This window comes from Microcoleus sp. Pol12B3, from assembly GCF_036701355.1.
GTDB lineage: Bacteria > Cyanobacteriota > Cyanobacteriia > Cyanobacteriales > Microcoleaceae > Microcoleus.
Genome location: NZ_JAUBQS010000008.1, coordinates 42,563 through 58,552, shown reverse-complemented (window position 1 = coordinate 58,552; position 15,990 = coordinate 42,563). Strand labels below are relative to the sequence as shown.

Genomic DNA, 15,990 nt, shown 5'->3' with positions numbered 1-15,990 from the left:
ATTTTGTACCTGGATCGGGAACAGGCAAGATGCCTGTTCCACAACAGAGTCTACTTATTGTGGAACAGGCATCTTGCCTGTTCTTAAAATGGTGTTGAAATCCGCCACCTATTCCTACCTGCGGTTTAACTGCGGTTATATGTATGAGAGAAATAATTTCGGAAATTATCGAAAACTCGTTATGGCAACTCATGAAACTTAAATAAGTCAAGTTTACGGGTCAGAGGATGCTCAAGGTATTTTACAGCTTGCGATCGCGCGATCGCAAAATGCTTCCCCTTCCATCACCCTACACGAGTGGCAGCTAGAGTAGCGAATTGACAGAAAAATCAGTTTATTTTCCCTCCAGGCCCTTTCTCAGGCTTCGTCGCACCAGGCCCACCAGTAGATCGGATTTTCAGGGTGTTTTCGCAGAAAAAGGCTTTGGGATTGAGCAAAACGGTTGCCCATAATCAAATCCACTTGAACTTTTGCTGGGTAAGCTTGTCAGTTCTCTAACAGTTTAGCGCGAGATGTTTTAGCTGAGTTGTTACTGATAATCCTGTTTTCAGATGATCGCTGATAATTTAGATGTCAAATGAGTCGATCGTCTCGGAGAACCTTCAATCAACGGCTGGGAAAATTTTTGCTGACTGCGGCGGTTCCTCCTGCTGTCCTCAAACAGTGCCAAATTGCATTTGGGAATTGACGGGGTGACAATGCCACTGAAACCTTGATATTTATAGGGTTTAGGCTCTTGAACCTCCCTCAAGAGAGTAGCAATTATCAGAAGTCTATTGACAATTTTGATGGTAGCGATCGCCAACGATCTTCATTCGACCGTGTAGAAAGTCTCAAAAGTAGCGATCGCACGCACACCTTCTTTTGATCGCAAGCTACTCAAACCCTTACTGCGTCAACTATTTCTACTTGCCGATCGCCCGTTAAATCTTGGAATAGAGCTTTTTCGGAAAAATAATATTAACAAATTTTTAGGGAAAGCAGACCCAGAAATAGAATTATTAGTCCCAACATTTTTAGATAACGACCACCGCGCCTTCTGTAGACGCAGGGCTGTTTCATTCTCTTGTAGGGACGGCCCCCCGTGGCTGCCCCAATCCATGAAACGCCTAACAAATCGTGGATGGGTCGGGTCGGCCTTCTTGGCACGACCCGTACAAAAGGCTCGTTTTCCTGAGAATGAAACAGCCCTGACGGTAGAGGCGTTCCGAAAACTATGTCCCAGAAAGTCGAGTCGTCCCTTTAGTCGGTCAAAGTTCCGGCATCACAGATAATAACGAGCACCGAAACCATTCCTCTCCAAACTGAAGTGTTGCACCATCATCAATAAGCCTGTTTTGGGCGCCCTCTCCTGCCCGACCCCGACTCCCCACAAGAAAACTCATTCTTTGTGGAACGGGCCCTGGAGCCGGTTCTTGGTAATGGTGCAACATATAAGTCTAAATGGCGCTGATTGCTGAATCCGAAAGCGAGAATCGACGCACCGAATATGCTGCAAGATTGTCTCCTGAGTTATAGCCCACATTCCGCAGCTTCAAATGTCACCATCGGTTTTTACCTATTTTTACCCAGCAATCAAGCTATCACTTAAACTTTTATACCGTACATTAACGGATCAAAATCTTTTCAAGGGCATAAATTAGAGCTTTGAAACACTTTTATCAGTAATTATGCTGTGTGAAAACCCTGGTAAGGAAGCTGGGTTATAGCTTTTTGAAATAGAGAAAAGTCAGGAATAAAATCCGGGTGGAATCACCCCTATTTTTTGATGCACGCCATAGGAAATAGCTAGCTAGAACTCATCAATTTAGGCGTTTTGCCTCAATCCCATCAGCCTATCCTGAATCTTCATCCAATCTTTATCAAAACTACTTGCATTAACTTGTGTTTCCGTTTAGATTGAATATGTGAAAGAAAAAAACCAGCTTCCACCCTACTTAAAAATAAAGGTATCAACCATGAAATTCCAATTAAACTTAGTCAAATCTATTTTAGCTGTCGCCGGTGTCGCCGCTGTTAGTGCAGTATCTGCAGCACCTGCCTCTGCCTTCAGCTTTGGTAATATCGCTGGTGGCGATACGGTTGGAGATAACTATCTAAGTAGCTTTTCCTTTGACGTAATTGACCAAGGAGCATCAGTTCTTTTTAACATTTCTAACTCGGGAAATGCTGTCGCCTCTAATATGTTTATCGGTAAAGTTCTTTTTGATGATAATGGCTATCTTTCTAATGCCGTGGCTAACGTTGGTAACATTGGTACCGTAGCCTTTAGTGGTGGTGCTAGTAACGATCAGTTGCCTCAAGGTGGTAATGGTTTCACTACAGACTATGCCTTCACCAGGGATAATGGTGGTGGTAATAAATGGGGTGTCCAAGGTGCCGAAACTTTCGGAGTGAGCTTTACTGGAAATTATGCTAACGTAGTTTCCGCTTTGAATACCGGTGCCTTAAAACTAGGTTTGCACGTTCAAGCCTTACCCAATGGTGCAAGCGATTCTTACATCAGCAGCACTAGCAACACTGAAGCTACTCCTGAACCTTTAACAATGCTTGCTGCTGGAGCCGCTGTTGGGTTTGGTACTATGTTCAAAAAGCAACGCGCTCAGGCTCAAAAAGCTGAATAAGCTATCATTTGAACTCGTTTTCGATTCTGGCTTGATGCCACACTGATTATTTTATGTTCGAGCTAAAAACCTGGTTTCACCAAGAAACCAGGTTTCTTATTTTTTTAGTTAAATCAGTAGAAGAGGGCTGTTAGAAGTCTCAGCTTGCTGAAAGCTTTCATCTTAGTCTCGAAAATGTTTTCCCAATCTTCATCCAATCTTTATCAAAACTACTTGCATTAACTTGTGTTTCCGTTTAGATTGAATATGTGAAAGAAAAAAACCAGCTTCCACCCTACTTAAAAATAAAGGTATCAACCATGAAATTCCAATTAAACTTAGTCAAATCTATTTTAGCTGTCGCCGGTGTCGCCGCTGTTAGTGCAGTATCTGCAGCACCTGCCTCTGCCTTCAGCTTTGGTAATATCGCTGGTGGCGATACGGTTGGAGATAACTATCTAAGTAGCTTTTCCTTTGACGTAATTGACCAAGGAGCATCAGTTCTTTTTAACATTTCTAACTCGGGAAATGCTGTCGCCTCTAATATGTTTATCGGTAAAGTTCTTTTTGATGATAATGGCTATCTTTCTAATGCCGTGGCTAACGTTGGTAACATTGGTACCGTAGCCTTTAGTGGTGGTGCTAGTAACGATCAGTTGCCTCAAGGTGGTAATGGTTTCACTACAGACTATGCCTTCACCAGGGATAATGGTGGTGGTAATAAATGGGGTGTCCAAGGTGCCGAAACTTTCGGAGTGAGCTTTACTGGAAATTATGCTAACGTAGTTTCCGCTTTGAATACCGGTGCCTTAAAACTAGGTTTGCACGTTCAAGCCTTACCCAATGGTGCAAGCGATTCTTACATCAGCAGCACTAGCAACACTGAAGCTACTCCTGAACCTTTAACAATGCTTGCTGCTGGAGCCGCTGTTGGGTTTGGTACTATGTTCAAAAAGCAACGCGCTCAGGCTCAAAAAGCTGAATAAGCTATCATTTGAACTCGTTTTCGATTCTGGCTTGATGCCACACTGATTATTTTATGTTCGAGCTAAAAACCTGGTTTCACCAAGAAACCAGGTTTCTTAGTATCTGATACCACGCCACCGTGCAAACCTCCGACTTGACAGCCTATCTCAAGGGAGCATCTCATATTTGTAAAAACACTTCTTCCGGCTCCTTCCTTCTTCCTCTTTCCACTGGCCTTCCAACTCCAATTTCTAGCTTGTCTGCTTTCATTGAGATGCTCCCGTCAAATCGCCCCTAGACCGCACATTTAAGAACTACCGTAAGACCGTTTCTGAAGCATTTCCCATATATAGCAACCCTTGCAGGAGTCGTAAATTTTTTACCCCACCCCAACCCTCCCCGAACCCGCTTGCTCGGAAGTAAGAAATTTACAAATGATGCAAGGATTGCTATAAAGACACTGAGATTCTTTAAAAGGAGATAATCACCATGGAGCATTGCTCAATATCTAACTCGCTCAGCCTTATTTACTCAAACCTCAGTGTCACACCATGCGCTGTGCCAATTGCGTCTACTCTCAAGAAACCCAAGCCTTATTAAGACTACGTATTTTTAATTATTGTTGATTCACTTCCTTGTTAGTCTTTGCTTACAGCGCCTGAATAAGCCAGTGCTAGGTATTCAACCAATCATTTCGAGTAGCCGTCTTTTCCATAAGTGTCCTAATGCTGAGCTATGGGTTGCATCTGAGTTTCACTACCCATCAAATTCCTGAATGTCTACTAACCTCATCTCAAAGATTTACAGCCCTTAAAATCCTCCGAGTCCTTTCCGTAGGAGGGGTTCAAGCTAATGAGTTGTTTACATCCCCTACTATTTTTATGATATGATCTAACAAACAATAGTCTGGACTGTTTTTAGTTCCGAGTCGGAAACCCTGGATTTTTCGTTGGTACTTCGACTGCCGCATCGACTGGAAACCTTTATTCTAGGGTTGACAATCACAAACTGTCCGAAGTATGGCTCTCATCAATCAACTAATAACTAATATCTAAAATGTTCAAGAGAAAACTTTTTTGGCTCATCATTATTGCCACAGCTTTAGTAACTCTGAATATGACACTCCTGTGGAAACTGGACGATATTGCTCATTTTTGGATGAGTATAGTTTTTTGGTGCGCTGTGGGTTCCCTGCTTTGGGACAACCAGGATGTTCTCAAACAGAGTGAGATAAAAAGTGACCTATGGTCGAGAGTAGCAGGGACGCTCTTAATAGCTATTATTTTATTTAAAAGTGCTGTGGTTTCCAGTAAATTCGATCCTTTTTTAAGACTTGCACCTTTTTTGTCTGGTTTAGGTTTGAGCCTACTTGCGGTAGGTTTTCATAACTTAAAACTATATTGGCGTGAATTGGTAATACTATTTTTTCATGGCGTCCCCAGTGTCATTACGTTACCTTTAGTGGATTTTATTACCTCGCTTACTGCTAAATTTGCTTATTATTCTTTGTGGTATATCGGTTTTAATGTAACACGTGATGGTAATTATGTTGCTTTACCTACAGGAAGGGTGTTGGTAAATGGGGGTTGTTCGGGTATAGAGGCCATGAATTATTTATTAGGTTTAGCTGTAGTTTGTTTGGTGATGTTTCCTACTAAACAAAATAAGGCTTTGGTAATAGGTGCCGCTGTTATTTTTGGTTTTATTATTAATGTTTTTAGAGTGGCGGGAATGGCATTGTTAGTTGCATCTAATCGCCTAGATTTGTTTAAATATTGGCATGAGGGTGAAGGTTCTTTAGTTGTGGGAATGATAGCAGTGGTTTTGTTTGGGATATTTTATCAATTTATGTTGAAACGAGATAGTAAACTTAGTCAAAGTTCGGGAAATTAATTAGTTTCAATTTGATGTAGGATATTGGTTTTTATATTTCCACTACCATAGTGAGGAGTCTCGCTCACTCAAATGTCCGGGTGTTGAAATCCCCCAATGTCACTACCTGTCGTTTAAGTGCGCCTATATCTATCATAGAAAGGATGTCAGGAATTATAGGAAACTTGTTATGGCAACTCATGAAAATCAAATAAGTCAAGTTTACGGTTCAGAGGATGCTCAGGGTATTTTACAGCTTGCGATCGCACGCCGCCAAGATGAAGGGGAACTATCCAGAGTCCAGCTTTTCGAGATTGCAGCGGAATTGGGCATTTCCGAACAGGATATTGTAGCGGCGGAACAGCAATGGTTAGCAAATAGAGGAGAAGTTCAAGAAAAACTGGCTTTTAATCGTTACCGTCGCGGCAAATGGCAGAAAAATGTGACCAAGTACGCAATTATCAATACTTTTCTAGTTTTGTTTAATCTAGCTGGCTCGCACGAGCTTTCTTGGTCGCTGTTCATTTTACTAACGTGGGGACTGGGATTGTCGCTAAATGCTTGGAATGTGTATCAAACTGAAGGGGAAGAGTACGAAAAAGCGTTTGGGCGGTGGCGGTTGAAGAAACAAGTCGGAGAGTCTATTGGTACTGCGACGAATAAGTTTATGAAGTGGTTGCAGTCGTGATGTGCTATGGTAAAAAACTCTAAACTGCTACGTATTTAAATTGAATCCAGAGACGGGCAGGATGCCCGTTCCACAATAATTGTAGAAAAATTGACTGTCAAATTGATGCACAACAGCTTCTCGCCCTTTCTTTTACTTCACACTTGTGAAGTAATTCGGCTTTTAACTCGTTACTGGAAAGAGTAATTGTTAAGGTTTTTTCTTGAACCTATCCCCAAGAGTGATCGCCCTTTATTGAGTTACACAATGAAGGACACTGCAACGCCGTGTCCCTACAAATATCCCTCTTTTAGTCCCTCCAGGCAGTCGATCGCATTCTCTCCTCCCGAAAAACCTAACTTTCCTGGGGCAACTTTTCCTTAGCAGCATCTTCAACCACAGGATGAATTAAAGCAGATCGAAAACCTTGCCGAATTTCCGAACTCAAATACCTGCGCTGCAAAATCTGCCATTTTTGCCACGATGCGTAGCGATTTTCAGCCAACAAACCAGCCAACTTCGGCAACTCTTTTTTCAGATCGCGATCGACAAAATCTGTCAGAAACTCGCCTAAAACTTCACTGTCTTGAATATCGCCCAAACATTCCTGAATAGCTTTCACATCTTCGACATAAACTTCGTAAGTCTCGCTGTAAAAATCTCCAAACAGATTCATCAAATAGCGAACTCGCTTAGCTTGCTTCCGCAAATCGTGCAGAATAGTTCCCTCGGCTGCTAACTTCTCTTCGACAGCCTCAGCATTCAAATCATCAACAACTTTAACTTTGCCATCTTCATATTCCGTGCCCAACAGCCAAGCCGGATGCAGGAAAAATTCACTGACTTGAGGTAACAGTAAATCTGGCAAAACCTCAGCAATTGGCAAATGTTCGATCGCCTGAAACTGCGGTTCTTCCAACCAATTCTCGATTGACTGCTTCAGCGATTCGTAGCTTTTGTGCTCTAAAATCGCCCTCACCCCTTTCAAAGCGCGGTGTCGCTGTTTGAGCAAATTCAACAAAGCTTTATCTAAAACTTCCTGTTCTTCAGCCGGCAAATTCTGGTAATAGCGGTTTTGGTGACTTTCGAGCATCACATCCAAATCCCTAAGAGTTCCCAGAATCCGCCCCACCTTACCAATTTTACGTTCCGAAGCCTCTTTTGGCCAATCTAAAACCGGAGCAAAACCAGTCACAGCCGATCGCAAACGTCTCAATCCCACGCGCATTTGATGAAGTTCTTCCGCGTCTTTGTCTTTGATAACTTCAGCCTCGTGCGCTACACTTTTGCGGAAATATTTCTCAATCGCCCCAGATGCAGCGTCTCCGAGAGTTTTAACTTGAGTTTTAACTTTTGCTGATGTTTTTACGTTCATGGCAGGTGTAGATTCCACTTTGCAGATCGACTTTAATCTCGATTTCAAAGTTTTGCTAATAAGGGGTTATATCCTAGCACACACTTTTAATTTAGGAAGCGCAGCCCGAATAAATCTTAATATAAATTGCTTGACAATTTCTACAAAATCAGCTTTTAGCAATCTTCCATCTTCCATCTTCAATCTAAAATCTAAAATAGAATTACCCTCCCTCGCCCTTGAGCTAATAAAAATCGAATTTCTGGCGCGCTTTCCCAAATAGGTTAAGATCGCTTCAAACCGATGTTTATTCGCCAAAGGGTGAGAGAGGGTGCGATCGGGAGGACAAGTTTTAAATTAAATCAAACCCGCCCAGGCTGCCCGACTTCAAAGAGGCAGTTTAGCCTTTCCAGTCTTTCTCAGATTGGGAGAGCACGTAGGTTGCTACATCCTCAATTTGTTCGGGCTTCAACTTGGCGCCGAAAGCAGGCATAGCATTTTTGCCCTTAGTTACCTGAGTGGTAATAGCTTCGAGAGAATTCATACCGTACTTCTCAAGAGCTTCCTTTTTCAAGGTTTTCATGGCCATAACCACGTTGCCGCCACCGATGTGACAAGCAGCACAGTTCGAGCTAAAGATTTTAGCTCCGTTAGCGGCATCTCCTGCCAAAGCAGGGCGGCCAAAGCCGACGGTAAAAATTGCGATCGCTAACAGGGCGATCGATAAGAGTCTTTTCAACACAGTTCTCCTCTAATGGGCACGCAAAGGGTGATTCTTTAGATATTTTACCTGTTAAAACAGGCGCGATCGCGCAGTCGTATCGCCTTCTTCCGAGTAATTTACCACTTTTTGGCAGTGGCAGTTCAACTCTCAAAATTCTCCACGCCCCAGCCCGGAGCTTTCTGAGCAGCCCGGATCACAAAAGCCGCTAAATTTTCAATCTCAGCCTGTGGCATCCAGCTTTCCGGCACTTGGCGGCACCAAAAAGTCTCCTCAGTACCGTCATAAGTCATCGGTTCTCTCAGATATGCCACCAGACTATTGATGTTGTCGCGGGGAGGCGTTGCCCCTTTGAGGTCAGCCAAAGACAGAGATATCGTCGGATCGGGCAAATTAGCTCCTCCGACGTGACAATTCAGGCAATTTTGCTCGAACAATACCTTGCCCGCAGACAAATCCTGAGCCGAAAACAAGCGAGTATGTCCCTCAGAGTCCAACTCCAGAGCCACAGGTTCGCTGGCTTGTAAATACCTATTCACGTAAGAATCGGCAGCAGCCAAAACAGGTTGAGGAGCCAACAGCACGAGCGGCAAAATAATTAACATCCCCAACAGAAAGCAGACAAAAGCACCACGACGCAGCATGAGGGACTACAACCTTTTGCGATAATCAATGAGCCGGAGGTAAATTTTAGATTTCAGATGTTAGAGCGAAAAACGACCAGCCAGCAATTCTTGCCAAACTTCAGCCCTCTCCCAATCCAACATCCAAAATCTAAAATCTAAAATCTAAAATCGATTAGCGAGCGCCTTTGCCACCAGCCCACTGCTTGGAGACAATTTTCGGCTGCAACAGAATGTGACCGGCAATCGCGTACAAATCGTCATCCGAGAGATTTCTCATCTCAGCGAAAATATCCGCACTCTTCATGCTCGGATGCAGTTCCGAAATTTCCTCAAACCCGTCATAAGTGGTGGGATTTTTCATAAAGTCCACCAGCGACTCAATATTATTCCGGGGCGGGTTGGCCAAAGCCAGAGTTTCCGGGCTCAAATTCACGTTCGGGTCAGTTTTTGTCATGCCGGCAGCGTGACATTGAGCGCAAGCCGAATTAAACAGGCGTTTGCCTTGCTGAACTTGTTTGAGGCTCAGCACTACCGGAGCACCCTTGTCATTCAAAGTCACAGTGCGAAGTTCAGGACTCAGTTCGACAGCCATCGCACTGCTGACAAATAACTGAAAGCTCAAGAATACAGCGGTCAGAGCAATGAAATATCTTTTAAGCATGGTTCTCCTTAAAAAAATCCGGCAAATTATTGAACGCTAAGAGATCGTACCTGGCAAACAGATGTGTGTTCAAAATTCCCTGATTCTGCAACAACTGGCGAAAGTTTGTGCAGCTATACCTTTAAAGGTAGAGGAATTTTGCGAGCTAATCTGCAATAAGTTTTGAGTCGCGCCTTTTTTCGAGAGTGGACATAATTGCCTTAACATCCTCCAAAGCCAAACGGGTTTGAGGGTGCTTGTAGGCAATTTCCAACTCATCGCACAAGCGGATCACGTCTTCAACAGGGACGTTGAAGTCCTCTGCTATTTCTGCGATGGACAGGTCTGCAAAACCCATAATTTTTAGGTCGCTGACAGGTCAAAATTGAGTTGACGGCTATTAACTGAAAGCCGGACAATTTTAGAAAGCGCTGTTAGCTTGTTCTGTTAGTTTGTTCTGAGATGTTGTTCGATCTATCGCAAGCTAACTAACCGCTAACTGCGACTAGGTATTTTTGCCCAGCCAAACTTCAGGGCCAATCAACTTCCGATCAATATCATCCCACTGCTGGGTCGTTATTACCAATAGGAAATGCGGGCGCGAGGTTTAAAACCCGGTGTCTGCGTGAACGTCTCGTTACCAAACTAAATATTTTTGGTAGAAGCCTGGTTTTGAGCAATTCCTCAGCAATTTCCCTCAGTGTCCCGCACTCACCAATAGACAATCATCCGGCGCGACAGCTTAGGGAGAAAGTTTGAAAGCGTGAGTTTGCGGGGGCAAAGCGTGGTTGTCGCTGCCATTGAGGGTGGGAAATTCCGAGTCGGCCAAGAAAGGCTGTTGCTGGTGGAGGCTGATGAGCTGACCGAGAGTTTTCTTTAATTGAGTCCGGGGTACAATCAAGTCTACAAAACCGTGGGCGAAGGAGTATTCGGAAGTTTGATAATTTTCCGGCAGCTTTTCGCGCAGAGTTTGCTCGATTACCCGGCCGCCCGTAAATGCCACAGTAGCTTTTGGCTCTGCAATTATAATGTCTCCCAGCATGGCAAAACTGGCGGTCACGCCGCCGGTGGTCGGGTGGGTCAAAATCGGGATGTAAAGCAGTCTCGCTTCCCGGTGGCGTTCCAGAGCCCCGGAAATTTTAGCCATTTGCATCAAGCTGAGCATTCCTTCTTGCATTCTTGCACCACCGGAAGCGCAGACCACGATTACGGGCAAGCGTTCCCGCGTGGCGTGTTCGATGAGGCGAGTTAGCTTTTCTCCCACAACGGATCCCATGCTGCCGCCGATGAACTGAAATTCCATGACTCCGAGGGCGACTGGCAAATTTTCGAGTTTGCCGATGCCTGTTTCTACGGCGTCTAGGTGGCCTGTTTTTTCTTGAAATTCTCGGAGTCGATCGCTATATTTTTTCCGATCGCGAAATTTCAGGGGATCGGTGGCGTGCAGTCCTTCGTTAAGGGGCACCCACGTATTGGGATCGATCAACTGCTCGATGCGATCGTCACTGTAAACTCTGATATGATGCCCGCATTCCAAGCAAACCATTTGATTTGCTCGCAGGTCTTTGGTATAACTCAGGGCACCGCAAGCTTCGCATTTATTCCAAAGTCCGTCCGCAATTTCTCGTTCCGGCCGTTCTTGGGAGTTCGGTACTGATTTTCTTCGATTTGCAAACCAATCAAATAGAGACATTAAAACTTGGTAATTGGTAATTGGTAATTGGTAATTGGGAATTGGTAATTGGTAATTAGTAATTGTTAGTTGTTAGTTGCTAGTTGTCAATTGCTAGTTGTTCAGTGACTAAGGACTAATGACTAATGACTAATCACCAGATTCTGGCTCATCTTCAACTGGACTGATCAGGAGCGATGCTGTTCGCTGGTGTTCTGGAAGAACTTGCAAGGCTGTAGCACTTCCAGCCCCCAAATAAGATGCTATGCCCAAGTCTACGATCCGGGCCGGGATTTGATGAGCAGCCAGGAGCTGCTGCATTAATTCCGCTTCCCAACGAAAGCTAGTAGTTGTAAGTGTAATCCAAGACACGGAACAATTTTACCAATTTTTGAGACAATATTATGTTAGATCGCACCTGACCACCTGCCGATCAGAAACTAAAATTAGGGAAAAACAACTGCAAGTAAGTAGATAAAATGGCTTCCCCCCACAGAGCAGTAATTGCTGCACCGAGAGCCAGAAAGGGACCGAAAGGCATGGGTTGACGCCGATCGAGCAAGCCGAGGGCGATCGCCCCGCCACCGGCAAAAGCCCCGGCTAAACAAGCGATGAATCCCGCTAGCAGCAAGTATTTCCAGCCCAGCCAAGCTCCCATCAAGGCGGCCAATTTGGTATCTCCGGCCCCCATAGCATTCTGCCCTAGTCCGATCGTCCCGGCGAGTCCAATCGCATCAAACAGCCACAACCCGACAACTGCTCCCGCAATCCCATCGAGTACCAGATAGTGTACCGAGTCCATCAAACTAAATGTCGGCCACCAACCTTTCGCGATTTGGAAAACCAATCCGACCACCAAACCCGATCGAGTTAAAGAATTAGGCAAAGTCATTGTATCGCAATCAATCAAAGACAAAGCCAACAACCAGCTAAACAAAGCCCAAAAACCCAGAGTTTGCACTGTTACGCCAAACCGCCAGAAGATTAACAAAAACAGCAAACCCGTAGCTGCTTCCACCAGCGGATAGCGGGCCGAAATCCGACTGTGGCAGTGATTGCAGCGTCCCCGCAGCCACAGCCAACCGAAAACGGGTATATTTTCGTAAGTTCTGAGTTGATTTAAACATTTGGGACAGCGAGAAGGAGGGTTGATCACCGACAAACCCGCAGGCAACCGATAGACTACCACATTTAGAAAACTGCCAATAGCCGATCCGAGAATAAAGACGATCGCCGTGACAAGGCAATTAAAGATAATTTCCATTAATTTGTCTGTTGACTGTTCATTGTTTGCGGTGGTTATGTATCACTTGTTAGTTGTTAGTTTTTTAGAGCGTGTCCGGTCAGTCACCCATCATAAAAGGTGTTAATAGTCAACAATGCAAGTTTTCATAAAATCCTGACAACTTAGGTATGCACTAGAAACCTATTTTATTGCGATCGTAGGAGCGGGCATAATATTAGTTACCAATGATTAATGACCAATTACCAATTAATACATTTGAGATTCAATTTCGTCAAAAGTAACAAAACGTTCACCGGGCAACAAAACGGGCTGCGAAGCAAAAATTACCTGACCTCGATCGCTTCCTTGACTGACAACTACACCGGCAGGACGCTGCATCTGCTCGGAATGCACTTTTAGATACATACCATAGGCGGATCGAGCAGCTCGGATCAAATCGGGAGCTAGCAAACTGTGACTTTCGGAAGTTTCTATCGTCGGTTCTGGGTTTGGTTGGTATGGGTTCACTGGAAACTTATCATAATGGTATTAAGTCGAGCTATTGGTGTTGCCTCTAGAGCGATCGAACTTACCTTATTTTTTAAGAATAAACTTAGGTGGAAATTATTAATAGATTAACCTACAATCCTCCCTTAGCTGCGATCGAACTGCGACTGCGATCGCTCCTTTCCGCTCAACTTTACGCTGCTGCGTGGGTAGATCCGTCCCCCGCAACGCTAATGGGAGTTTTCGATCACCTGCGAACTCTGCGCTACATCCTCCACGACTACGTACCCCGGCCCGTGTCCGAATCTCCGCCCAACCCGGGCGAGGTGCGCTACCAGTGGCAAACAGGCACCTTGCTGTTCACGGATTTGGCAGGGTTTACCTCGCTGTTGGAAGCGAATGCGAGCCAGGGGCGCAAGGGAGCTGAAAGTCTGCTGGGCGTGATTAACGACTATTTTGCCTCGATGATTGAAATTGTCAGCAAATCGGGCGGGGATTTGCTGGAGTTTACCGGAGATGCGATGCTGGTGCAGTTTCTATCAGGGGTTTACCAAGAGGATACAGCCAGGGCGGTGCGGGCGGGTTTGCGGATGCAGCGGGCGATGGCTGAATTTGCCAATATTGAAACGGCGCGGGGTGTTTTGTCTTTGAGGATGCGGGTGGGTATCCACTGCGGCCGCTACATTAGTGCTGACATCGGTACCCCCCTGCGGATGGCTCACGTACTGCTGGGGCATTCAGTCCAGCAAGCCAAGCAAGCTGAGGGATCTGGAACTGTGGGGCGGGTGTGTGTGACTGAAACTGCTAGAGAGTCTTTGGGAGAGCAATTTCGTTTTGAAGTTGGGAAACCGGGTTATTTTCTGGTGGCGGACGATTTCACGGACGATCGACTCGGAGAGTATGATATCACTTTGACTGGGCGGCGGATGCCGAGTTCGGTATTGCTCGATCGCAGCGTTGCGGGCTTGGTAAAAGAAATCGGGGAAGCTGTGAATCGGCTTGAACCCCTTGCTAGTTATATTCCCAAAACTATCCTGAGACTGCTGGTAGAAAATGCTGACAGGCGCAAAATACCGCCGGATTTTCCCGAACCGACGGTGATGTTTGTCAACTTGATTGGTTTACCGGAGTCTGTGGACAAAGCTTCGCTGGAGGAAGAAGTCAATCTGGTAGGGGGTTTTTCTCGGGTGTTTGCGTCGATTGATGCTGTAGTGTCAGCTAAAGGGGGCGTGTTGCAAAAAGTAACGGCGCACTTGAATGGTTCGGATATGCTGATTTATTTTGGCGTGCCCGACGCTCACACGGATGACGCCAGCCGCGCGGCTAGTGCGGCAATTGCGATCCGAGATATGATTGCAGCTTGGCCTGCGGTAATTATCGGGGGTAAAGAAATAAAAGTAAGCTGTCAAATTGGGCTATCCCTGGGGCCGGTGTTTGCTGCTGAGGTTGGGGAACCGCGAGGGCGCAGGGAGTTTAATATCCTCGGCGATACGGTAAATACGGCTGCTCGGTTGATGAGCAAGGCGGGGGAAAACCAAATTTTGATTGCTGAAAGGGTGTGTGAGTCGATCGAGCTAAACTTCATTTGCGAGGCTTTGGGAGCTGTTTCTCTGAAGGGGAAATCTGCTCTGACTCCGATTTTTGCTTTGCAAGGCGCAAAAGGGGACAAGGGAAAAGGGGGCGTTTAAATAACTTTGCTGGGCAATAGTGGCATACTACTGGTCAGTTGAGAGCAGGACAAACCATTACCGCATCATAATGATGCGCGATCATACCCCAAAATCTAAAAATACGCTAATTCTATCGATTTACCGTATTTTTCCTGTAATACCGACAATTCCCCAATATAGCGGTTCTCAAGCGTGGTGAGGTATGCCCTTTGCCTAGGCCCTATGCCCTATGCCTGATAGTACCTCATCTTTCTGAGAAAGGCTATATAGCTGTAAAAAGCAAATTATCCGCGCTCTGCTTAATTATTAACTCCGGTAAATTTATCGACATACAGTGGTATACTGCCAGTAAAGTTACTCTCAATCCCTTTCTTATTGGCATTTATGTTGATTAAGCTCGCAGAAACCGATCTCTTAGGCATTTTGAGCTACTGCCGCCAAATTTTGCTTTCTCGGAGAGTTCGCAGTCTTTCCCTGCTATTTGCAACCGGACTCGGCCTGAGTTTGGTAGTGGCAGCTTGTTCTCCTACCGCCACCACACAGAACACGGTCACTGCGAACACTTACGCACCTCCAAAAAGCATTACAGTTAGCATCGGCTACCAAAAATCTGCTACCGTTCTCAACGCCCTCAAAACCAAAGGTGACTTAGAAAAAGCCTTAGGAGCCTCCCAATCTTCTGTAAAATTTCTAGAATTTCCTGCCGGGACTCCTCTATTAGAAGGAATCAACGCAGGCAGTATTGACTTTGGCTACACAGGAGAAGGACCGCCAGTTTTTGCTCAAGCTGCTGGAACCCCATTAGTTTATGTTGCTTACGAAACTGCAAATCCTAAGTCGGAAGGTATCCTAGTTCCCAAGGATTCACCTATAAAAACAGTTGCCGATCTTAAAGGCAAAAAAGTAGCTTTTGCCAAAGGTTCTAACACACATTACCTCCTAGTTAAAGCCTTAGAAGCGGCTGGACTTCAATATAGCGACATCAACCCAGCTTTCCTCAAACCAGCAGAAGCCCGCGCCGCTTTTGAAGGGGGAAATGTCGATGCTTGGGCAATTTGGGACCCGTACTTAGCCGCAGCAGAAAAATCCGCAGGCGCGAGACTCATAACAGATGCAACAGGAATAGCTGCCAATCGAGGTTACTATCTTGCCCGCAAGGGTTTTGTGGACGAACATCCTGAGATTTTGAAACTCATTTTAGATGAAGTCAAAAAGGTAGATCGATGGGCGGCGGGCAATCCTGTAGAAGTTGCTAAATTTCTGGAGACGCAATTAGGGATAGAAGCCTCCGTGTTAGAAGTGTCTGAAAAGCGACGCAACTATGGCTTTTTTCCCCTCAGCGATGAAGAGATTGCCGGACAGCAGCAAATTGCTGATACCTTCCACAAACTGCAACTTATTCCTAAGCCCGTCCAAATTAAAGAAATCGTTTTGAAAGATGGTAAGTAGGGTCATTAGCCAGGAGAA

General features: G+C 45.3%; 15 protein-coding genes and 1 pseudogene. 6 read left to right on the top strand and 10 right to left on the bottom strand.

The window, feature by feature from the left end; translation table 11 throughout:
* Positions 1-249: 249 nt before the first annotated feature.
* Positions 250-450 (bottom strand): annotated as a pseudogene (locus tag QUA53_RS29130) (DUF255 domain-containing protein); the annotation flags it as partial.
* Between the two features lie 1,457 nt (positions 451-1,907).
* Between QUA53_RS29130 and QUA53_RS06055 the strand changes: the two are divergent.
* From QUA53_RS06055 to QUA53_RS06040, 4 genes are all read left to right on the top strand, one after another.
* Positions 1,908-2,624, top strand: a complete 717-nt coding sequence (locus QUA53_RS06055) for a PEP-CTERM sorting domain-containing protein (RefSeq protein WP_333095630.1) — start codon at positions 1,908-1,910, stop codon at positions 2,622-2,624.
* A 248-nt stretch (positions 2,625-2,872) separates the two neighbouring features.
* The gene (locus QUA53_RS06050; protein WP_333095630.1) at positions 2,873-3,589 is read left to right on the top strand and encodes a PEP-CTERM sorting domain-containing protein; all 717 of its coding nucleotides are present in this window, start codon (positions 2,873-2,875) and stop codon (positions 3,587-3,589) included.
* 1,036 nt (positions 3,590-4,625) lie between these two features.
* The gene (gene crtA, locus QUA53_RS06045; RefSeq protein WP_333095628.1) at positions 4,626-5,462 is read left to right on the top strand and encodes a cyanoexosortase A; all 837 of its coding nucleotides are present in this window, start codon (positions 4,626-4,628) and stop codon (positions 5,460-5,462) included.
* A 169-nt stretch (positions 5,463-5,631) separates the two neighbouring features.
* Complete coding sequence (locus QUA53_RS06040; RefSeq protein ID WP_333095626.1) at positions 5,632-6,129, top strand: 2TM domain-containing protein; 498 nt, start codon at positions 5,632-5,634, stop codon at positions 6,127-6,129.
* A 334-nt stretch (positions 6,130-6,463) separates the two neighbouring features.
* Here the strand turns inward: QUA53_RS06040 and QUA53_RS06035 are convergent, their stop codons facing one another.
* From QUA53_RS06035 to QUA53_RS05995, 9 genes are all read right to left on the bottom strand, one after another.
* Entirely contained in the window at positions 6,464-7,483 is a 1,020-nt protein-coding gene (locus QUA53_RS06035) for a CHAD domain-containing protein (protein WP_333095625.1), read from the bottom strand.
* Positions 7,484-7,862: 379 nt separating this feature from the next.
* Entirely contained in the window at positions 7,863-8,201 is a 339-nt protein-coding gene (petJ, locus tag QUA53_RS06030) for a cytochrome c6 PetJ (protein ID WP_333068405.1), read from the bottom strand.
* 125 nt (positions 8,202-8,326) lie between these two features.
* A complete protein-coding gene (psbV2, locus tag QUA53_RS06025) occupies positions 8,327-8,827 on the bottom strand; it encodes a photosystem II cytochrome PsbV2 (protein ID WP_333095624.1) in 501 nt (166 codons plus the stop codon).
* Positions 8,828-8,981: 154 nt separating this feature from the next.
* The gene (gene psbV, locus QUA53_RS06020; protein WP_333035576.1) at positions 8,982-9,470 is read right to left on the bottom strand and encodes a photosystem II cytochrome c-550; all 489 of its coding nucleotides are present in this window, start codon (positions 9,468-9,470) and stop codon (positions 8,982-8,984) included.
* A gap of 145 nt (positions 9,471-9,615) precedes the next feature.
* Complete coding sequence (locus tag QUA53_RS06015; RefSeq protein ID WP_333068403.1) at positions 9,616-9,807, bottom strand: translation initiation factor IF-2; 192 nt, start codon at positions 9,805-9,807, stop codon at positions 9,616-9,618.
* 384 nt (positions 9,808-10,191) lie between these two features.
* The gene (accD, locus tag QUA53_RS06010; protein WP_333095623.1) at positions 10,192-11,142 is read right to left on the bottom strand and encodes an acetyl-CoA carboxylase, carboxyltransferase subunit beta; all 951 of its coding nucleotides are present in this window, start codon (positions 11,140-11,142) and stop codon (positions 10,192-10,194) included.
* A gap of 129 nt (positions 11,143-11,271) precedes the next feature.
* Positions 11,272-11,493 (bottom strand): hypothetical protein, encoded by a 222-nt coding sequence (locus tag QUA53_RS06005; protein ID WP_333068401.1) that lies wholly within the window; start codon positions 11,491-11,493, stop codon positions 11,272-11,274.
* Positions 11,494-11,554: 61 nt separating this feature from the next.
* Complete coding sequence (locus QUA53_RS06000; RefSeq protein ID WP_333095621.1) at positions 11,555-12,385, bottom strand: prepilin peptidase; 831 nt, start codon at positions 12,383-12,385, stop codon at positions 11,555-11,557.
* 228 nt (positions 12,386-12,613) lie between these two features.
* The gene (locus QUA53_RS05995) at positions 12,614-12,874 is read right to left on the bottom strand and encodes a hypothetical protein (RefSeq protein WP_006633439.1); all 261 of its coding nucleotides are present in this window, start codon (positions 12,872-12,874) and stop codon (positions 12,614-12,616) included.
* An 89-nt stretch (positions 12,875-12,963) separates the two neighbouring features.
* Here QUA53_RS05995 and QUA53_RS05990 point away from each other — a divergent pair, with 89 nt between their 5' ends.
* Positions 12,964-14,541: an adenylate/guanylate cyclase domain-containing protein gene (locus tag QUA53_RS05990; RefSeq protein WP_333095619.1), complete on the top strand. Its 1,578-nt coding sequence runs from the start codon at positions 12,964-12,966 to the stop codon at positions 14,539-14,541.
* A 366-nt stretch (positions 14,542-14,907) separates the two neighbouring features.
* A complete protein-coding gene (locus QUA53_RS05985) occupies positions 14,908-15,972 on the top strand; it encodes a sulfonate ABC transporter substrate-binding protein (RefSeq protein WP_333095617.1) in 1,065 nt (354 codons plus the stop codon).
* Positions 15,973-15,990: the final 18 nt, after the last annotated feature.